Annotated in this window: 18 protein-coding genes; 11 read left to right on the forward strand and 7 right to left on the reverse strand. The window is 75.1% G+C overall.

Annotated elements, in window-relative coordinates; translation table 11 throughout:
• Positions 1 to 206: 206 nt before the first annotated feature.
• Positions 207 to 1,277 carry a DUF2637 domain-containing protein gene (locus ACIRRS_RS06385; RefSeq protein WP_402965922.1) on the forward strand — a complete coding sequence of 357 codons (1,071 nt, stop codon included), beginning with the start codon at positions 207 to 209 and terminating at the stop codon, positions 1,275 to 1,277.
• A gap of 25 nt (positions 1,278 to 1,302) precedes the next feature.
• On the opposite strand, the gene ACIRRS_RS06390 is transcribed toward ACIRRS_RS06385, so the two are convergent.
• On the reverse strand, positions 1,303 to 3,585 hold the full coding sequence (locus ACIRRS_RS06390; protein ID WP_402965925.1) for a SpoIIE family protein phosphatase: 2,283 nt from the start codon (positions 3,583 to 3,585) through the stop codon (positions 1,303 to 1,305).
• 257 nt (positions 3,586 to 3,842) lie between these two features.
• Positions 3,843 to 4,388: an ATP-binding protein gene (locus tag ACIRRS_RS06395; RefSeq protein ID WP_402965928.1), complete on the reverse strand. Its 546-nt coding sequence runs from the start codon at positions 4,386 to 4,388 to the stop codon at positions 3,843 to 3,845.
• 419 nt (positions 4,389 to 4,807) lie between these two features.
• Here ACIRRS_RS06395 and ACIRRS_RS06400 point away from each other — a divergent pair, with 419 nt between their 5' ends.
• From ACIRRS_RS06400 to ACIRRS_RS06410, 3 genes are all read left to right on the forward strand, one after another.
• Entirely contained in the window at positions 4,808 to 5,851 is a 1,044-nt protein-coding gene (locus ACIRRS_RS06400; RefSeq protein WP_402965931.1) for an agmatine/peptidylarginine deiminase, read from the forward strand.
• A gap of 86 nt (positions 5,852 to 5,937) precedes the next feature.
• Complete coding sequence (locus ACIRRS_RS06405; RefSeq protein ID WP_402965934.1) at positions 5,938 to 6,537, forward strand: TetR/AcrR family transcriptional regulator; 600 nt, start codon at positions 5,938 to 5,940, stop codon at positions 6,535 to 6,537.
• Between the two features lie 336 nt (positions 6,538 to 6,873).
• Positions 6,874 to 6,999 (forward strand): hypothetical protein, encoded by a 126-nt coding sequence (locus ACIRRS_RS06410; protein WP_402965937.1) that lies wholly within the window; start codon positions 6,874 to 6,876, stop codon positions 6,997 to 6,999.
• A gap of 720 nt (positions 7,000 to 7,719) precedes the next feature.
• On the opposite strand, the gene ACIRRS_RS06415 is transcribed toward ACIRRS_RS06410, so the two are convergent.
• Complete coding sequence (locus ACIRRS_RS06415; protein ID WP_402965940.1) at positions 7,720 to 9,270, reverse strand: protein phosphatase 2C domain-containing protein; 1,551 nt, start codon at positions 9,268 to 9,270, stop codon at positions 7,720 to 7,722.
• Positions 9,271 to 9,643: 373 nt separating this feature from the next.
• On the opposite strand from ACIRRS_RS06415, the gene ACIRRS_RS06420 reads away from it, so the two are divergent.
• From ACIRRS_RS06420 to pth, 4 genes are all read left to right on the forward strand, one after another.
• Positions 9,644 to 10,099 carry a hypothetical protein gene (locus tag ACIRRS_RS06420; RefSeq protein ID WP_402965943.1) on the forward strand — a complete coding sequence of 152 codons (456 nt, stop codon included), beginning with the start codon at positions 9,644 to 9,646 and terminating at the stop codon, positions 10,097 to 10,099.
• A gap of 109 nt (positions 10,100 to 10,208) precedes the next feature.
• Positions 10,209 to 10,874, forward strand: a complete 666-nt coding sequence (locus ACIRRS_RS06425) for a DUF3105 domain-containing protein (protein WP_402965946.1) — start codon at positions 10,209 to 10,211, stop codon at positions 10,872 to 10,874.
• Between the two features lie 110 nt (positions 10,875 to 10,984).
• Entirely contained in the window at positions 10,985 to 11,617 is a 633-nt protein-coding gene (locus ACIRRS_RS06430) for a DUF305 domain-containing protein (RefSeq protein ID WP_402966372.1), read from the forward strand.
• Positions 11,618 to 11,700: 83 nt separating this feature from the next.
• A complete protein-coding gene (gene pth / locus ACIRRS_RS06435; protein ID WP_402965949.1) occupies positions 11,701 to 12,288 on the forward strand; it encodes an aminoacyl-tRNA hydrolase in 588 nt (195 codons plus the stop codon).
• Here pth and ACIRRS_RS06440 read toward each other — a convergent pair.
• Complete coding sequence (locus tag ACIRRS_RS06440) at positions 12,272 to 13,783, reverse strand: MFS transporter (RefSeq protein WP_402965952.1); 1,512 nt, start codon at positions 13,781 to 13,783, stop codon at positions 12,272 to 12,274. The two genes, pth and ACIRRS_RS06440, sit on opposite strands and share 17 nt — an antisense overlap.
• A 182-nt stretch (positions 13,784 to 13,965) precedes the next feature.
• Between ACIRRS_RS06440 and ACIRRS_RS06445 the strand changes: the two genes are divergently transcribed.
• Both ACIRRS_RS06445 and ACIRRS_RS06450 read left to right on the forward strand, forming a co-directional pair.
• Positions 13,966 to 14,490 carry a MarR family winged helix-turn-helix transcriptional regulator gene (locus ACIRRS_RS06445; RefSeq protein ID WP_402965955.1) on the forward strand — a complete coding sequence of 175 codons (525 nt, stop codon included), beginning with the start codon at positions 13,966 to 13,968 and terminating at the stop codon, positions 14,488 to 14,490.
• Positions 14,491 to 14,547: 57 nt separating this feature from the next.
• Positions 14,548 to 15,060 carry a GNAT family N-acetyltransferase gene (locus ACIRRS_RS06450; RefSeq protein ID WP_402965958.1) on the forward strand — a complete coding sequence of 171 codons (513 nt, stop codon included), beginning with the start codon at positions 14,548 to 14,550 and terminating at the stop codon, positions 15,058 to 15,060.
• On the opposite strand, the gene ACIRRS_RS06455 is transcribed toward ACIRRS_RS06450, so the two are convergent.
• The 3 genes from ACIRRS_RS06455 to ACIRRS_RS06465 all read right to left on the reverse strand — a co-directional run bounded on the left by ACIRRS_RS06455 (position 15,057) and on the right by ACIRRS_RS06465 (position 18,029).
• The gene (locus tag ACIRRS_RS06455) at positions 15,057 to 15,566 is read right to left on the reverse strand and encodes a methylated-DNA--[protein]-cysteine S-methyltransferase (protein WP_402965961.1); all 510 of its coding nucleotides are present in this window, start codon (positions 15,564 to 15,566) and stop codon (positions 15,057 to 15,059) included. The two genes, ACIRRS_RS06450 and ACIRRS_RS06455, sit on opposite strands and share 4 nt — an antisense overlap.
• Positions 15,563 to 17,092 (reverse strand): DNA-3-methyladenine glycosylase 2 family protein, encoded by a 1,530-nt coding sequence (locus ACIRRS_RS06460; RefSeq protein WP_402965964.1) that lies wholly within the window; start codon positions 17,090 to 17,092, stop codon positions 15,563 to 15,565. The genes ACIRRS_RS06455 and ACIRRS_RS06460 overlap by 4 nt, the downstream gene beginning before the upstream one ends.
• A gap of 112 nt (positions 17,093 to 17,204) precedes the next feature.
• Positions 17,205 to 18,029 (reverse strand): (2Fe-2S)-binding protein, encoded by an 825-nt coding sequence (locus tag ACIRRS_RS06465; protein WP_402965967.1) that lies wholly within the window; start codon positions 18,027 to 18,029, stop codon positions 17,205 to 17,207.
• A gap of 313 nt (positions 18,030 to 18,342) precedes the next feature.
• Between ACIRRS_RS06465 and ACIRRS_RS06470 the strand changes: the two genes are divergently transcribed.
• Positions 18,343 to 18,798, forward strand: a complete 456-nt coding sequence (locus ACIRRS_RS06470) for an ASCH domain-containing protein (RefSeq protein ID WP_402965970.1) — start codon at positions 18,343 to 18,345, stop codon at positions 18,796 to 18,798.
• Positions 18,799 to 18,803: the final 5 nt, after the last annotated feature.

Raw genomic sequence — 18,803 nt, forward strand, 5'->3', positions numbered from 1 at the left:
AATTCCTGCCGCCGAATTCCTATGACAATCAGCTCGGTATGAGGTCAGAAATCCCTCTACTCAGCGCATTGACGGTGAATCGGTCATTCCCCCGCCGAGCATCGGACATGATGGTCCCCGCCATCACGGCGCACACCGCGGTGTGCACATCCGGTGGCACATCCGGTGCAGGAAGCGCGAGGCAGAAAGCGAGGCTGGTTCCGGCGATGAAATTGTCCGACATACCGCTCGGCTGGGCCGTCACCGCAGTGGCGGGGCTGCTGGTCAGCGCCCTCCTGGTGGCCCTGGCCCGGAGCCGGGGCTCCTCCCCCGCCGGCGGGGCGGATTCCTGGGAGCGTTCCGAGGAAAGGCGCCGGCGCAAGGAATCCCTGTACGGCGCGGCCTCCTACACGCTGCTGTTCTGCTGCGCCGGCGTCGCGGCGGCCCTGTCCTTCCACGGCCTGGTGGGATTCGGCATCGAGAACCTGGGCCTGTCGGGGGGCTGGGAGTACCTCGTCCCGTTCGGCCTGGACGGCGCCGCGATGTTCTGTTCCGTCCTCGCCGTGCGCGAGGCCAGCCACGGCGACGCCGCCCTCGGCTCCCGCCTGCTGGTCTGGGTCTTCGCCATCGCCTCGGCCTGGTTCAACTGGGTCCACGCCCCGCGCGGCTTCGGCCACGCCGGCGCCCCCCAGTTCTTCTCCGGCATGTCGATGTCCGCGGCGATCCTCTTCGACCGGGCGCTCAAGCAGACCCGCCGGGCGGCGCTGCGCGAGCAGGGGCTCGTCCCCCGTCCGCTGCCGCAGATCCGCATCGTGCGCTGGCTGCGGGCGCCCCGGGAGACGTACGCGGCCTGGTCGCTGATGCTCCTGGAGGGCGTGCGCAGCCTCGACGAGGCGGTGGACGAGGTCCGCGACGACAAGCGGGAGCGGGCGCTGGACAAGGAGCGGCGCAAGCTGGCCGGACGGCGCGAACGGGCCGAGATCCGGGCCATCAACCGCGGCAGCGGCGGCTGGCGGGGGCGCGGAACCCCGCCCGCCGCACGGCAGTTGGAGCCCGGCTCGGAGACCGCCATAACCGGCGGGCCGCCCGCGCCCCGGGCCGTCGAGGCGGGCGGGACGGCCGAGGCGCCGGAGGGCGCGGCGGGCGGCGCGGCCGGTGGCACCGTCGTCCAGCCCGGGCTCCCGGCCCGTCCGGAGCGGCGCACCATCGACCTCACCGTCGACGAGGACACCGTCACGCTGCCCCGGCTGAACGAGCTGGAGCGCAAACTCAAGGACCTGGAGCAGCAGTTCGGGTGAGCGTCGTCTCCGGTGAGCGGGCGGGTCAGGCGGCCGTGGTGCCGCTGAGCTCGAACCACATCCGCTTGCCGGAGCCGCGCGGCTCCACGCCCCAGGCGTCCGCGAGCGCCTCGACCAGCATCAGCCCGCGCCCGGAGGAGGCCTGCTCCCCGGGCGTGCGGCGGGTCGGCCAGAGGTCCGACTCGTCCTCCACCTCGACGCGCAGCCGCGCCCGGCCGCCGTCCGCCGCAGGCTCGCGGTAGAGCCGGGCGGTGAACATGGCGTCCCGGTCGGTGTGCCGGATGGCGTTGGTGACCAGCTCGGAGGAGAGCAGTTCGGCGGTGTCGATGAACTCGGCCACGCCCCAACGGCGCAGCGCGTCGCGCAGCTCCGCCCGGACCTCGGCGATCCGCGCCAGGTCGGCCTGGCCGACGCGCCTGCGCAGCTGCTGGGCGGCGAGCCCGCCCGAGGGGCCGTCCCAGCGCAGGAGCAGCAGCGCTATGTCGTCCTCGCGCTCGCTGGAGTCGGCGGCCTGGGAGGCGATCCGGTCGGCCAGCTCCTCCAGCGGGTCGCGCTCGGCCGTCTCCGGGTCCGGCAGGTGGCGGGCGAGGGCCCGGGCGAGCCGGTCGATGCCCTCGTCCAGGTCCATGCCGCGCGCCTCGACCAGGCCGTCGGTACAGAGCAGGACGGTCTCGCCCGGGTCCAGGCTGAACCGGGTGACGCGGTACTCCTGGTCGGGGCCGATGCCCAGCGGCAGCCCGCCCGCGACCGGCACCACGGCGGCGCTGCCGTCCGCGCGGCGCACCATCGGGTCGAGGTGGCCGGCCCGCACCGCGTAGACCACGCCGTAGTCGACGTTGACCTCGGCGTAGGTGCAGGTCGCGAAGTGGTCGGTGTCCAGGTCGGCGAGGAAGCGGGAGGCGCGGGCCATCACGGCCTCGGGCGGGTGGCCCTCGGCGGCGTAGGCGCGCAGCGCGATCCGCAGCTGGCCCATGATCCCGGCCGCGTGCACGTCGTGGCCCTGGACGTCGCCGATCACCAGGCCGACGTGACCGCCGGGCAGCGGGACGACGTCGTACCAGTCGCCGCCGATCTGCAGGCCGGAGCCGGCCGCCAGGTAGCGCACGGCCGTGGTCACGCCGGGGACGGACGGGACGGTGCGCGGCAGCATCACCCGCTGCAGGCCCGCCGCGAGCTCGTGCTCGGCGTCGTGCAGCCGGGCGCGGGCCAGGGACTGCGCGACCAGCCCGCCCAGGGTGGTCAGCAGGGTGCGCTCGTCGGCGTCCAGCTCGCGCTCGTCGTCGAAGCTGACCACGCAGATCCCGATCGGCCGGCCGCTGGCCACCAGCGGCAGGTACGCCCAGGAGCCCTTGCCGTTGCGGCTGGTCGGCTCCCACACCTCGGGGTAGCCCTCGCGGAACTCCTCGCGGGTGGAGATGAACACCGGCGCCCGGTGGCGCAGCGCCTCCGAGGCGGGGTGGCCGTGCGGCAGCAGGGTGCGGTCCCACAGGGCCAGGCCCTCGGGGCGGTAGCCGGAGGCGCCGAGGATCTGGGCCCGTCCGGCCTCGAAGGAGGCGAGCACCAGCCCGTCCGGCGGCAGGCCGGGCAGGGGCAGCTCGGTGAACACCCGGGCCACGTCGCGGACGGTGACGGCCTCGGAGAGGGCGCGGGCCGCCTCCTTGATGAAGCGGGAGCGATCCTCGCGCAGCAGGGCCATCCGGTCGGCGTGGTCGCGCTTGTGCAGCTCGACCGTGGCGTCCCAGACGAAGCCGACCATCCGGGACGCCCGCCCGAAGGCGTCGGCCAGCACCCGGCCCCGGAAGCGGACGGCGCGCAGACCGCCTCCCGGGCCGACGGTGCGGTAGTACGCGCCGCACTGGCCGAGCTCCGCCACCGCGCGCTCGACCCGGCGGCGCACCACGGGCGCGTCCTCGGGGTGCAGCAGAGCGAGGAAGGAGGAGGCGGTGCGGTCGAAGCGGCTCTTCCCCGCGTCCAGGCCGACGATCGTGCAGGCCCGCTGGTCGCCCTCCAGGACGTCGCGGCGGATGTCCCAGTCGAAGGAGCCGATGCCGTTGGCGGCCATCGCGGGCTCCAGCCAGTCCGGCATGGTGTCGGCGGAGGCGGGCGGCAGTCCGCCGGAGAGCACCGGGGCCAGACGGGCGGTGGCCAGGTTCGGGGGCATCCGCTGGGAGCCGCGGCGGGAGGACTGCGCGGGCGGGCGGGCCCGGTCGGCGGCCTGCGGGTCGGCGGTACGGCCGGTGGGCCGCGGTTCGGCGGCGGACGCGCCGGGCGGCAGTGCCGGCCCCGGCGACTCGGGCTCAGTGGGCATGCTGCTCCTGCCGCTGCCGTGACGGACCGCGCCGGCCGTTCGGACGGGCCGCGTGGCGGTGTGGTGGTCGTGCTGGATCGGGTCGGTGCGACGGGCGGTGGTCAGTCGAGGTTCGGTCTCCCCGCTGCTTCCCGCACGTGGACACACATTCCCACCATCCTGTCCAATGTTCGGCCGGGCGGCAATGGCAACGGGTCGGAAACCTTCCGTTCCGCCTTCTGTTCAGGGGTTGCTTCGACGACGAACCGAGGCCCGGTTCAGGGCGTCGCGAGTTCGAACCAGGTGACCTTCCCCTCCCCGCGCAGCTGGACGCCCCAGGAGTCGGCGAGCGCCTCCACCAGTTGCAGGCCGCGCCCGGAGGTCGCGTACTCGGCGTCCGGGTCGCGGCGGCGGCCGGGCAGGCGGCTGGTGCCGTCCTGCACCTCGATCCGCAGCCGGTGGTCCGTGCCGAGCACGGCGTCGAAGACCGCGCCCTTGCCCGTGTGCAGCAGCGCGTTGGTGACCAGCTCGGAGGAGAGCAGCTCGGCGGTGTCGGACAGCTCCGGCACCCCCCAGCGGCTCAGCGCCGTGCGCAGCCGGTGGCGCACCGAGCCGACCGCGACCAGATCGGCCGGGTCCAGCGTCAGGTGCAGGCGGCGGTGCAGGGCGCACCCGGGGGCGGGCGCACCCGGCAGCGCCGTGCCCGTGCCCGTGCTCGTACCCGTGCCGCCCATCGGGCCCCCGGCCGGGCCCTGGGGCGGGCTCGCCCGGTAGGCGTCGCCCGAGCCCGTCCGCTGCCGCGGGAATCGCGACTGACCGTCCATCTCCACGTGCCCCCGCCCTGAAATCCGGCCCCCGCCTCCGGAACCCCCGCCGGCCGGGTGGCCTCGTCGATCCGGCCACCCATCGTCATGCCCAGTTGGCGGCGTTTGCAACAGTGTGCGTCCGATCACCCGGGGTGAAAGGGGCACGGGGAGGCCCGCGTGATCCAACTGCCCGCGCCGGACGGGTTTGCGAAGCACGGGGGCCGCATTCGAGCCCCCGTCCGCCCGGCCCCGCGCACACCCGGCCGCCGTCCGCCCCGCCCGGCCGCCCCCGCGCCCCGGGCTGCGCCCCCGGCCCCGCCCCGACGGTCCTCACGGCAGTGCTGGACAGGGCGCGGTGTGCCGGGTTCAATGGCCCGAGAGGTTTGAACGCCGTTCTAAACGTCCCCTGAGGCCTCCGACCCGTATAGGACTCCACGATGACCACCCCCACGCCCGCCTCCCTCGGCTACCGGATGCCCGCCGAGTGGCACCCGCACGAGCGCACCTGGATGGCCTTCCCCACGGTCAACCCCACCTTCGAGAGCCCCGAGCAGCTGCACGCCGCCCGCCGGGCCTGGGCGGCCGTCGCCGACACGATCGTCCGGTACGAGCCGGTGACGCTGATCGTCAACACCGGGGAGACGGAGGAGGCCCGCACGTACGTCTCCGAGCGGGTCGAGATCGTGGAGCGGCCGCTCAACGACGCCTGGATGCGCGACATCGGCCCGTCCTTCCTCGTCGACGGCAAGGGCTCCGTGGCCGCCGCCGACTGGATCTTCAACGGCTGGGGCGCGCAGTCCTGGGCCCGCTGGGACAAGGACGAGGACATCGCCGAGCACATCGGCGAGCTGACGGGCGTGCGCCGCTTCGCCTCCCGGCTGATCAACGAGGGCGGCGGCATCCACGTCGACGGCGAGGGCACGGTGCTCGTCACCGAGACCGTCCAGCTCGGCGAGGGCCGCAACGCCGACTGGACCAAGGAGGAGGTCGAGGCCGAGCTGCACGCCTTCCTCGGCACCACCAAGGCGATCTGGCTGCCGCGCGGACTCACCCGCGACTACGACGAGTTCGGCACCCGCGGGCACATCGACATCGTCGCCTCCTTCGTCCGCCCCGGCGTCGTCCTCGCCCACGTCCAGCCGGACCCGGCCCACCCCGACCACGCCGTCTGCCAGGAGCTCGTCGCGATCCTGCGCGCCTCCACCGACGCCAAGGGCCGGCCGCTGGAGGTCGTCGAACTGCCCGCCCCCACCGTCCTGCTGGACGAGGACGGCGAGCCGGTCGACTACTCCTACATCAACCACTACGTGGCCAACGGCGCCGTCGTCCTCTGCGCCTTCGACGACCCGCGCGACCAGCAGGCCGCCGCCGTCCTCGCCGAGGCCTACCCCGGGCGCACCGTGGAACTCGTCGACGCCCGCGAGATCTTCGCCAACGGCGGCGGCATCCACTGCATCACCCAGCAGCAGCCCCGGGCCTGACCTCCGCCCCGGGCTGCCCCGGGCGGGAGCCGCGCGCTCCCGCCCGGGTAGCCTTCCTCACTCCGCACCACCGAGGGAGAGTGCCCATGGCGGACGCCCGCCCGCGCCGGCCCGCGCGCCCCCGCGAAGAGGTCTACGCCACCGCGCGGGCCGCGATCGCCGAACACGGCCTGGCCAAACTCACCATGGCCGGGCTCGGCAAACAGCTCCGGATGAGCGCCGGCCACCTCCTCTACTACTTCGGCAGCAAGGACCAGCTCCTCCTCGAAACCCTGCGCTGGAGCGAGGACCAGCTCGGCGCCCGCCGCCGCGAAGCCCTCGCCGACCGCACCCGCGACCCCTGGGCCCGCCTCGACGACTACCTGCGCCTCTACCTGCCCGAAGGAGCCGGCGACCCGCGCTGGATCCTCTGGGTCGAGGTGTGGGGCCGCTCCCCCGCCAGCGCCGAGATCCGCCGGGGCCAGCAGGAGATCGAGGCGCCCTGGCAGGCCGACCTCGTCGCCCTGATCGACGAGGGCACCGCCACCGGCCACTTCACCCCCGGCCCCTCCGCCCCCCGCGCCCTCCAACTCCGCGCCCTCCTCGACGGCCTCTCCGTCCCCCTCGCCATCGGCCTCCCCGACACCCACCGTTCGACGACCCTCAGCCACGCCATGGCCGCTGCCCGTGCCCTGCTGCGCAGCTGACCGACTCCGGGGCGGGGGGAGTAGGGGCTCGCACGGGAACTGCGGCGACGGGGCCATCATGTCGCCGAAGGACCCGGTGAACTCGTGGGGCGCCTCGGCCAGTTCGCGCCGCACAGCCCCGGACCCCAGGTTCGAATCGGCGAGCCAGGGGCGCATGTCACCGCCGAGGCGGCCGACCGCCAGCAGGATCGTCGCGAGGTCGTACGGGGCCCCGGCCGCCGCCGCTGCCAACTGCCGGAGGACCAACGGGCGTTGCGCCGCGGTCTCCGAGTGGCGGGCCGGCGAGCCGACGGCTGCGGCGGCACACGCCCTGCGCCTGCCCCGCCCCGAGGCGAGGTGCGGCAGCACTCGCCGCAGGAGCGTCGGCGCGAGGTCGAAGCAAGCCAACGCCGCCTGGTCCAGGACGAGTTCACCGATGCCCGTACCGTCCTGCCGGTACCGCTCGCGATCGTCGGCGGCTGACAGGTAGCCCTTCGTCCAGGCCCGCAGCTCCGGCGCGCGGGCCTGGCCCCGGACGCGGACGTCTGCGGCCCGGTCGCCGAGGTCGGCGGAGACGCCGACCGCGTACAGGTGAACGAGCATCACGTCCGCCGGCGTGGGGGTCGTCGGGGCCGAGCATCGGATCGTCCAGCAGCCCGGCGGCGCGCAGCGCGGTCGGCGCCGTCGCGGGCCAGGCCCCGCAACCCCGACGGATCGTCACCGCCCACAGGTGCGAGTACCCGTCGGCGAGGGCCCGCGCATCGTCCCCGAGGAGAGCCGCCAGGCGCCGCGGCGTATCGCTCGCGGGCCCCTCGGCGTGAAAGAGCCCGGACCAGTCCACATCCCCTACACCGCGGATGCTGCCACAGCGCCCCGACAGCCGCCGCCCCGCTGGGGAGGCCGGACACAGTCGAGAAGCCCTGCTGTGCGCCCGGGGCGATCAACGCCCTTGTGCAGCCTGAGGAAGAGGCCGCCGCCTCTGTGCGGTGCAGGAAGTCGGCCGGGCCGACTTCCCATGCGTTGGCCTCGACGGCCTGCGGCAGACGACAGCAGATCGCGTCCATCGACCTCTCCCCGGCTCAGCCGACTTCTCGTGCGCAGGCCCTGTGGGTGGCGTAAGGGGCCGACCCGGAACGCACATGCGGTGGTGGCGCAGGAAGTCGAGGGGGTCGACTTCCTGCGACGGTTGGGCTCGGGTGGGGGTTATTCGGTCCAGATGGCGGCGGCGGTGCGGTCGTCGGCGTAGCCCTTGGCGCGGACTTGGACCTGGCGGAGGAAGTCGACGGTGCCCGGGGGGTGGGGGTGGGTCCAGTGGGAGGAGAGGAAGTGGGCGACGGCGGGTTCGTCGGCGAGGGGGCGGGCCAGGCCGGGGGTGCAGAGGAGCAGGATGTCGCCCGGGGTCGCGGGGACGAGGCGGAAGCGGAAGGGGCGCGGCTCCGGGGCGGGGGCCTCCGGGGCGGGGGGCTGGCCGTCCGGGTGGTGGAGGAGGCGGGCCGCGTAGGCGTCGATCCAGTGGCCGGAGCGCAGCAGGTAGAGACCGCCCGGGCCGACGCCGAAGGCGGCCCGGTAGCCGGCCTCCGGGTCCAGCGACACCATCAGGCAGTGCAGCGAGGCCGTCTCCTCGCCGGGGGCCAGGGCGCGCAGCGGGGCGGCGGCGCCGGTGGCGAGGCGCTGGAGGCCGTAGCGGAGGCGGTCGCGGGCCCCGGCGCGAAGGTCGGCGGCCAGGCCGTCGCGGCTGCGCCCGATCGCGGCGGCGAGTTGGCGGGCGGCCTCGCCGGCGGCGGTGGCGACGGCCTGCGGGGTGAGCGCCTGCTCCTCGGCGGAGCCCGTGCGGCCGAAGCCGCCGAGGACGGCGAGCAGGAGGCCGTCCGGGCCGTCGCCGAACCTGGTCACCAGCAGGGTGTCGCGCCGGGGTTCGCCGCGGTAGCGGGCGGAGTCGCCCCGGACGGAGACGGCGCGCAGCACGGTCGGGCCGTACTGGGCGCCCTCCAGGGCGGTGTCGGGGGCGAGCGCGGCGAGCTCGTGCGGGTCGGCCTCGGGGACGGCGGTCGGCTCGGGCCCGTACGTCGGGGGGCGCTCGCCGACGTGCGGGACGGCGGGCGGCTCCTCGGCGAGCGGGGAGCGGGTGGCGGCGGGGCGCTGGTCGGGGACGGTGGCGGTCGGGGGAACCGGCTCGGGTTCGGCGATCGGGGGGCGGGCGATGGCGACGCGCGGGTCGGGGACGGTGGCGGTCGGGGGAACCGGCTCGGGCTCCGGATCGGGCTCCGATTCGGCTTCCGGTTCGGCTTCCGGTTCGGGTTCGGGCTCCGGATCAGCCTCGGGCTCGGCGTCGCGTTCGGCTTCCGCCGGGGTCTTGTCCAGGGAGACGGGCTCGGCCGTGAAGGAGGGGGCGGGGAACTTGTGGGTGGCCTCCGGGGCGTACTCGGGGCCGATGACGTCGATCGCGGTCTCGAACCAGTCGTCGATGCTGTCCCGCACGTCGCTGTCCCGTACCTCGCTGTCCCGCACCTCCGGGGCGGCGGCGGGTTCAGGGGCGGCTGCAGGAACGGGAGGAGGGGGTGGCGCCACCTCCGGCTCCGCGGTCCGCTGCCGCCCGATGAGCCCGACGGCCGTGTCGAACCAGTCGTCGACGGTGCCCGCCCCCGCGTCCGCGTCCGGGGTGTCGGGGAGGGTGCCGGCAGGGCCCTGGTAGACCGCGTCCCACCAGCCGTCGTCCGGCCGGTGCGGCTGTGCGGGTGCACCCTGCTTGCTCATCTGGCGGCTCCTGGTCGTCCATGGTCCCGCGCCGCCCCCGGCGGGCCGGGCTCGACGTCATTGTCTCCAAGTGCAACGACCGTGTCCGGGTTTCGGCGACAACCGGTCATCGACCGGAGCATCCCGGCCACGGCCTCGACCAGCCGTTTCGCCTGGGGCTTCTCCACCCGTTCACCGGGGGCTCCGGTGCCGCCTCCGACCCGTTCCGTCCGCGTTTGCCGGATGTACCCGGAGCAGGCCGTTTCCTGGCCGTTCCCGCTCCCCGACGGCGGAAAATGGCGGGCCAGGAGGGGCATCGCTTCACTCGTTCGGCTGATTAAATGTCCGCATGACCGCGTCGGCCCCCAGCTCGCCCCGACCGGGGAGGGCCGCGATGGCGGGCCGCCCGGCGGCTCTGTGGGTGTTGCTGCTGGTCGCGCTGCTGGCGATGCTGCCCTGCGCGGGCCAGGCGAAGGCGCTGGACGCCGCCGCCCACCCGGCCCCGACCCGCTCCCCCGCCGTCACCCTGGTGACGGTCGCGACGGGCGACCAGCAGCCGGGCCCGCAGGACGGCCCCGCGCACGCGGCGGACCGTCCGTACTACGGCGGGGACCAGAGCCACTGGATCCTGTGCACCGCCGACGGCGAGCAGCGCCGCGGCAACGGCTGCTCCAGCCACCCGTTCTGCCCGCAGGACGCCCAGCTGCCCAACCCGCCGCCACAGCCGCAGCCCGCCGTGACCCTCGTCCCGGTGGTGCCCGAGGCGCCGCCCCGCGTGCTGCGGGCCGGACTGCTGGACGGTCCGCGCCCGGCGCCCGACCTGCACCTGCTCCAAGTCCAACGGTCCTGAGCGGAACCCACCCGCCGGTGCCCCGCCGGCGGACTCGACCGCACCTCCTCCCACCTCACACGACCGCCGCGCCCGCCCCCGGAGCGCGGTGAAGAGAAGGACGACCACCATGGGTTCCGCCTCGAAGCAGTCCAACAAGTCCGGCGGCAAGCAGGCCAACGTCGACCGTCGCGCCCGGATAGCCGAGCTGCGCGCCGTCGAGCAGCGCCGCGACCGCCGCAACAAGATCATCGCCTCGGTGGCGGCGGGCGTGCTGGTCGTCGGCGCGATCGCCGCCGGCACCTGGGTCGTGATGGACCAGAACAAGCAGAAGGAGGACCGCCAGGCGGCCGCGAACGCGGACATCCCCGGTGTGAAGACCTTCGGCGACCTGACCCGCAACCACGTCAAGGAGAAGGTCACCTACCCGATGACCCCTCCGGTCGGCGGTGACCACAACGCGATCTGGCTGGACTGCATGGGCCACGTCTACGACCAGCCGGTGGAGAACGAGCGCGCCGTCCACTCCCTGGAGCACGGCGCGGTGTGGGTGACGTACAACGGCAAGGCCACCCCGGACGACATCAAGACCCTGTCCGACAAGGTGAAGAAGACCCCGTACTCGCTGATGAGCCCGTACCCGGACGAGCAGGGCACCATCACCCTGAACGCCTGGAGCACCCAGCTGGTCGTCGACAGCGCGACGGACCCGCGCGTGGAGCAGTTCTTCACCAAGTACGTCCAGGGCAAGCAGACCCAGGAGCCCGGCGCCTCCTGCACCATGGGGCAGATGTGACCGGCCCCGCGCACGAGGAGCACGCCGCCGGGAACGGCGCCGTCGAGAAGGGCGCCGTCGAGGAGGGTGCCGTCGAGGAGGGTGCTCAGGCCCCCGCGCCGCGCCGGCGCCTGTGGTGGCCGGCCGCCCTCGCGGCCGCGGTGGCGCTGGCGCTCGGCGTGCCGGCCCTGGTCGCCGGCGGGTCGTCGGCCTCCGGCTCGTCCTCGCTGTCCGTCCCGGCGGACGACTCGGCCGAGGCCGGGTTCGCCCGCGACATGGCGACCCACCACCAGCAGGCGGTGGACCTGTCGTTCATCGTCCGGGACCGCACCACCGACGAGCCGACCCGTACCCTCGCCTTCGACATCATCAACACCCAGGCCAACCAGCGCGGGATGATGATGGGCTGGATCGACCAGTGGGGGCTGTCCCAGCACTCGGCGGCCGCACCGATGGCGTGGATGAGGATGGGGCACGAGTACGCGGCCCACGACGGTTCGCTGATGCCCGGCATGGCCACCAACACCCAGCTGGCGAAGCTGCGTTCGCTCAGCGGGCGCGACGCCGAGGTGTTCTACCTCCAGCTGATGATCGAGCACCACAAGGGCGGCGTCGAGATGGCCCAGGGCTACGTCGACGCGGCGAAGAACGACACCGAGAAGCGGCTCGCCCAGTCGATGGTCGTGGCCCAGACCTCGGAGGTCCAGCTGATGACCGACATGCTCAAGGAGCGCGGCGCAGCCCCCGGCGTTCCCGCCTCCTGAGCCCCGCACCGCCCCGGGCGGCCGGGGTGCGCACTCGACGCGCACCCCGGCCGCCCGCGTTCACCCCACTTGGAGCACAGCGCATGACCCCCGACGCCCCCTGGCTGATCACCGGCCTCGGCAACCCCGGCCCGTGGTTCCGCAGGACGCGGCACAACGCGGGCTTCCTGGCCGTGGACCGGCTGGCCGAGCGCCACGGCGCCCGGTTCCGCCGCAGCGGGATCGCCACCATGGTCACCGAGATCGAGGTGGACGGCCGCCGGGTGCTGCTGGCCAAGCCGCTGTGGGTCATCAACTGGGCCGGCCGCCCGACCGCCGCCCTGATGCGCCGCCGGGGCGTGCCGGTGGACCGGCTGGTGGTCGTGCAGGACGACCTGGACTTCCCGTACGGCACCGGCAGGCTCAAGCGCGGAGGCGGGCCGGGCGGCCACAACGGCGTGCGCTCGGTGGGCGACGTGCTCGGCACCCGCGACTTCGTCCGGCTGCGCTTCGGCATCGGCCGTCCGCCCAAGGGGCAGAGCGTCGGCGACTACGTGCTGAAGAGCTTCACGGAGGATGAACTGGCCGCGATGCCGGGCCACTTGGACCGCTGCGCGGACGCCCTGGAGACGCTGGTGCGGCTCGGCCTGAACCGGGCCCAGGACGCGCTGAACGTCACGCCCGCCGTCTGACGACCCTGCCCGCCCCGGCTGCGGCCCCGCCGCCGACCGGCCCGCTCAGCAGCGCCGCCGAGGCGGCGACGGCCGCGAGGGCGAGCAGGACCGTCCGCCCACCGGACTCGGCGCCCGCCAGGTGGACACCGAGGAAGGGCAGCGCCGTGCCGAGCGCGGTGCCGAGGCTGCGCGCCATGTTGACCATGCCGCCGCCGACCGCCGCGCACTCGGCCGGTATCGCCCGCATCACCAGCGCGTTGTTGGCGGGCAGCAGCAGGCCCAGCCCGTAGCCGGCGAGCAGCAGCGGGCCCGCCGTGGCCGGCCCGGCGCCGTGCACCGGGAGCAGGGCGAAGAGCAGCAGTCCGAGCCCGGCGAGCACGGCCCCGGCGCGGCAGCGCGTCACGTCCGACCAGCCGCGCGGCAGCAGGGCGCCGCCGACGGTCGCGGCGACGGCGAAGGCGGCGGGCAGCGCGGTGATCACCAGCCCGGCCCGGGCGACGGGCACGCCCGCGCCGGTGAGCAGCACCGGCCCGAGCACCAGCGGGCAGAACAGCAGCAGGTACCCGATCAGCGCGACCAGCAGCCCGGAGCGCACGCCCGGGGTGTTGACCAGCCCGGGCGCGAGGATCGGCCGGGCGGCCCGCCGCTCCTGGCGCACCAGGGCGAGGGTGAGGGCCGCGGAGGCGAGCAGGAGGACGGCGACGGCCCAGCCGGGCAGCGGCAGGCCGGAGGCGGTGGACAGGGCGAGCAGCAGCGCGGTGGTGGCGCCGGTGAGCAGCAGGAGCCCGGGAAGGTCGAACCTCCCCTCCTCGCGCGGGAGTTGCGCCACCGTCACCCCGTCCCGGCGCCGGGCGCGCGGGAGTGGAACCACTGCCGCCCCGTCCCGGCACCGGGTGCGCGGCAGCAGGAACCAGCCCGCCAGGATGCCGAGCACGCCGATCGGCACATTGATCCAGAACACCCACCGCCAGGAGGCGTGCGCCACCAGCAGCCCCCCGAGGCTGGGCCCGAGCGCGAGGCCGAGCCCCTGGGCGGCGGCCTGGATGCCGAGCGCCCGGCGCATCGCGTGCTCGGGGACGCTGCGGGCGACGATGGCGACGCTGTTGGCCTGCATCATCGCGCCGCCGACGGCCTGGACGGCCCGGAAGGCGACCAGCAGGCCGAGGCTGCCGGACAGTCCCGCACCGAGGGAGGCGAGGGCGAAGACGGCGAAGCCGCCCAGGTACACGGTCTTGCGGCCGACGATGTCGGAGAGCCAGCCGACCGGGGCGAGCAGGGCGACCAGCACCAGCAGGTAGGAGAGGGCGACCCACTCGACGGCGGCGAAGCCCGCGTCGAAGTGGCGACCGAGGGCGGGGAAGACGAGCGCGGTGACGCTGGCGGTGAGCTGCCCGAGGAAGGCGCCGAGGCAGACCGTGCCGACGGCCAGCCAGTGGGCGTGCCGCCAGCCGGCGATGCCGCGGGGTCGGGGCCGCTCGGCGAGCAGCCGCGCGGCGAAGGCGGTGGCGTCCATGACACGAATATATCGGATACAGATATGTTCTTTCTACGAGTAGATCGAGGTGCGACGAAAATGCGTTCGCACGACGACGAGGAGTGACCGCGGACGGCCGCCGCGAGGGCGTCCACGAAGGGCCGGTCCGAGGCGTGGGCGCGCGCCCGGCAGCGTCCGTACCAGGAGATACGCTGTCCGCCATGCCGTCGTCACCACAGGTTCCCGAACCCGTCGCCGAAGATCCCGCCGGGGAGCCAGGGGAACCACCCGCGGACCAGGCGGTCGAGCACGCCCGGCGGCTGACCGACACCGTCACCCGGCTGCGCCGCGCCCTGCGCAGCAGCATCCGCACCGACTACCCGTGGGAGTCCCTGCCGATGGCGCAGGTCGAACTCCTCCAGACCCTCGCCGCCGCACCGCTGCGCGTCGGCGAACTCGCCGCCCGCCAGCGCCTCGCCCCCAACACCGTCAGCGGGCTGATCGGCAAGCTCCTCGACGCCGGGTTCGTCGACCGCCAGGCCGACCCCGGCGACCGCCGCACCGCCCGCATCGCCCTCACCCCCGCCGGGCGGCGCCAGCTCGACGACTGGCAGCACGCCCACGAACGCCGCATCGCCACCGCCCTCGACGCCCTCGAACCCGGCGAGCGCGCGGCCGTCGTCCAGGCCCTGCCGGCGCTGGAGCAGCTCGCCAAAGCCCTCGCCCAGCCCGCCGAGCAGGGCTGAGGCCCTGCGGAAAACCCCCTGGTCGTACGGGGGGCCACGGGGCTACCGTCCAGGGGCATGACCCTCGCGGAGATCACCATCGAGCCCTGGACCGACGCCGACCTCGCGCTGCTGCGCCGCGTCAACACCCCCGCGATGAAGGTGCACGTCGGCGGGCCGGAGAGCGAGAAGCAGCTGCTCGTCCGGCACGCGCGCTACCTCGACTTCGTCCCCTCCGGCCTCGGCTGCATGTACCGGATCGTGCTGCCCGGCGGCGAGGCCGTCGGGACGGTCGGCTACGGCACCCGGACGTGGCTCGGCGGGACGGTGCACGAGATGGGCTGGAACGTCCTGCCCGAGTACCAGGGGCGCGGCATCGCGGTGGCCGCCACCCGGGCCGCCGTCGACGCCGCCCGGCGGGAGGCCGCCCACCGGTACCTGCACGCCTTCCCCTCCGTGGACAACCCCGCCTCCAACGCGGTGTGCGCGAAGGCGGGGTTCACGCTGGTCGGCGAGACGGACTTCGAGTTCCCGCCCGGGCGCTTCATGCGCAGCCACGACTGGCGGGTGGACCTGAGCAGCGCCGACTAGAACAGCGTGCCGCTCTCCAGCTCCAGCAGCCACCGCTTGCGGTCCACTCCGGCCGCGAAGCCGGTGAGGGCGCCGTTGGCGCCGAGGACCCGGTGGCAGGGGCGCACGATCAGCAGCGGGTTGGCGCCCACCGCCCCGCCGACGGCGCGCACCATGCGCGGCTCCTGGCCGGCCAGTTCGGCGAGTTCGCCGTAGGTGACGGTGGCGCCGTACGGGATCTCGTCCAAGGCCGCCCAGATGCGGCGGCGGAACTCGGTGCCCACCGGCGCGAGGGGCAGGTCGAAGGTCGTGCGCTCGCCCGCGAAGTAGGCGGTCAGCTGGGCGACGGGCTCGGCGAGCGCCTCCGGGTCCAGCGCCCAGGCGTCGTCGGGCTCGGCCAGGGCGTACTTCTGGCCGGGCGCGGTGACGGTGGCCAGCGCGGCCGGGCCGCCGCCCTCCGGCAGCACGCCGCTCAGCAGCAGGCGGCCGAAGGGGCTCTCCATGGTGGTGTAGACGGTGGTGCTCATGCTGCGGTGTGCTCCGTTTCCGTACGGGTGGCGTTCAGGTCGTTCGAGGGGCCGGCCCAGAGCCGGTGGACGGCGTAGGAGCGCCAGGGGGCCCAGGCCTCGGCCGCGCGGGCGGCGGACTTGGGGTCGCCCGGGGCGCCGAGCCGCAGGAGGCCGTGCTTGACGCCGATGTCCGTCGGCAGGAAGACGTCGGGGTCGCCGAGGGCACGCATCCGCAGGTAGCCGACCGTCCACGGGCCGATGCCGGGCAGGGCCAGCAGCCGCGCGGCGGCCTCCTCGCGGTCGACGCCGCTGTCCAGGCGGACGGCGCCCTCGGCGAGGGCCGCGCACAGGCCGGTGAGGGCGCGGCGGCGGGCGACGGGCATCGCGAAGTCCTCCGGGTCGGCGACGGCCAGGGCGGCCGCCGTCGGGAAGAGCAGGCGCAGGCCGCCGCTGGGCTCGGGCAGCGCGGCGCCGTACTTCTCGGCGAGCCGGCCCGCCAGGGTGCGGGCGGCGACCACGGTGACCTGCTGGCCGAGGACGGCGCGCACGGCCAGCTCGTGCGGGTCGACGTGACCGGGCGAGCGCAGCCCGGGGCGCTCGCGCACCAGCGCCCCGAGGACGGGGTCGGCGCCGAGCTGCCCGTCGACGGTGTCCGGGTCGGCGTCCAGGTCGAACAGGACGCGCAGGCGCTGGACGGCGGTCGGCAGGTCGCGCAGGTCGGCGAGCAGCAGACGGCAGTCGAGCCAGCCACGGGTGCGGGGCTCGCCGGGCGCCAGGCCGTCGACCTCGGCGATGCCGTGGCCGTACGGGAGCGCGAGGGTGCGGCGGTAGGTGCGCACGCCCGGCCGCGCGCCGGGGACGACCTCCTCCACGCCGGGGACGGCGCGCAGGGCCAGGAAGTCGATCAGGTGGTCGGAGTCCAGCGCGCCCCGGTAGGCGAGGCGCAGGTGCAGGCCGCCGGCCGGGGTCGAGGTGCGGCGCCCGGCGGCGACCTCGGCGCGCAGGCCGCTGGGGGTGCGGTCGTAGACCTCGCGGACGGTGTCGTTGAACTGCCGGACGGAGGCGAAGCCGGCGGCGAACGCGACGTCGGTGACGGGGAGTTCGGTCGTCTGCAGGAGCAGCCGGGCGGTCTGGGCGCGGCGGGCGCGGGCCAGGGCGATGGGGCCGGCGCCGAGTTCGGCGGTGAGCTGGCGCTGCAACTGGCGGGCGCTGTAGCCGAGGCGGTCGGCGAGGCCGGCGACACCCTCGCGGTCCACCAGGCCGTCGCCGATCAGCCGCATGGCCCGGCCGACGAGGTCCGCCCGGTGGTTCCACTCCGGCGAGCCGGGCACCGAGTCGGGGCGGCAGCGGCGGCAGGCGCGGAAGCCCGCGCCCTGGGCGGCGGCGGCGCTCGGGTAGAACCGGCAGTTGACGCGCTTGGGGGTCACGGCGGGGCAGCTCGGGCGGCAGTAGATGCCGGTGGTGGTCACGGCCGTGAAGAAGACCCCGTCGAAGCGGGAGTCCCTGCTGTCCACGGCCCGGTACCGGATGTCGTCGTCGATCACGCTGTCCAGTCTGCGCGATCGGGGGCGGGGGTGACTGGCGGAAATCGGACACGACCGTCCGGGGGTCACGCACGGAGTCGCGCACGGGGTTACGCGTGGGGTTGCGCACGGGTCACGCACGCCTGAGGACGCAGTCGCCGCAGATGCCCGCGCCCGGGACGCGGTAGTAGAGGCAGCAGTTGCGGCGGCGGTAGGCGATCGGGGCGGGCGTGAACTCTCCGGCCTGGGCGAGCGGGCCGGTGGTGAGCAGGGTGGTGACCGCGGGCAGGGTGGGATGCGGGGCGCCGGCGGCGCGGGTGTGCAGCATACGGGCGGCGCCGACCAGGGCGGAGGCGGCGTTGCCGCGCAGGACGTGGGCGGACAGGCCGTAGCGGGCGCGCATCGCGGCGCCGAGCGGGTCGAGGGTCGCGGCGAGGACGGTCGCGGCCAGGGCGTCGGCTGCCGGCGTGGTGGGGGCGGGGGCTGGGTTCGGGGCGGCTCGCGTGGTGGGGGCGGGGGCTGGGTTCGGGGCGGCTCGCGTGGTGGGGGCGGGGGCTGGGTTCGGGGCGGCCGGCGTGGTGGGGGCGGCTCGCGTGGTGTGGGCGAGCTCCCCGCCGGGCTGCTCGGGCAGCCACGGCGGGAGCGGGCCGCTCTCCACCCGGCGCCAGTGCAGGCGCTCCGGGTCGAGGTCGGGCACCCGCCCGGTGAACGCCAGGACGCCCAGGGCGACGGACCACAGGCGCGCGGCCACGCCCAGGTGCAGCGTCGAGGCGGCCACCCGGCGCTGCCGGGTGGCCAGGCTGCGGGCGACCTCGTCGACGTACTCGTCCAGCACGGCCGGGGAACGGTGGAGGTCGGCCAGCGGCCGGAAGGCGTCCGCGTCCGGGCGCGGCCCGACCGCGAGCGTGAAGTACGGGCTGACGGCGTCGAGCCGGGCGAGGGTTTCGGCGGTCACCATGGGTTTCAACCTACGCCCGGGGGCTTCCCCCTCCCCCTCCCCCCGCCCACCCTCCGCCACCCACCACCCGGCGCCGCCCGCCCACCACCCACTCACCCATTCACGCACCCACCTGCGGCGCACCCACTGACCCCGCGCACCCGCGCACCCACTCATCTGCGCGCTCACTCACCCGCGCCCACTCACCCACGAACGAACCCGCGCGCCAACTCACCCGCACGCCCGCCCACTCACGCGCCCGCTCACCCACGCACCTCGCCCCGGCCCCGATATTCGGGGGCCGTTCGTCCACCCGGCGGCTACGCTCCACGGCATGAGCGAGCAGCCCTACTCCGGCCCGGACGACCCGCGCGTCGCCGCCCTGCCTCCTTGTGAGTTCGCGTTCCCCGGCCCGCTACGCGACCAGCTGGTCGCGGCCGTGCTCAGCGGGGCCAAGACCAGCACCACCGGCCTGGTCGCCGACTACGAGCACGAGGGCGAGCCCCTGCCGCAGGCCGGGAAGACGGCCTCCGTGCTCGATTCGGACGGCCGCGCGGTCGCCGTGATCGAGACCACCGAGGTTCGCGTCGTCCCGCTCAGGGAGGTCGACCTCCAGCACGCCATCGACGAGGGCGAGGACTACAGCACCCTCGCCGGCTGGCGCGCGGCGCACGAAGAGTTCTGGAGCAGCCCGGAGTTGCTCGCCGCCCTCGATGACCCGGGATTCACCGTGGACGACTCCACCCTCGTCGTGCTGGAGCGGTTCCGGCTGGTCGCCGACCTCCGCTGAGCCCG

Source organism: Kitasatospora sp. NPDC101183, from assembly GCF_044767945.1.
Taxonomy (GTDB): Bacteria; Actinomycetota; Actinomycetes; order Streptomycetales; family Streptomycetaceae; genus Kitasatospora.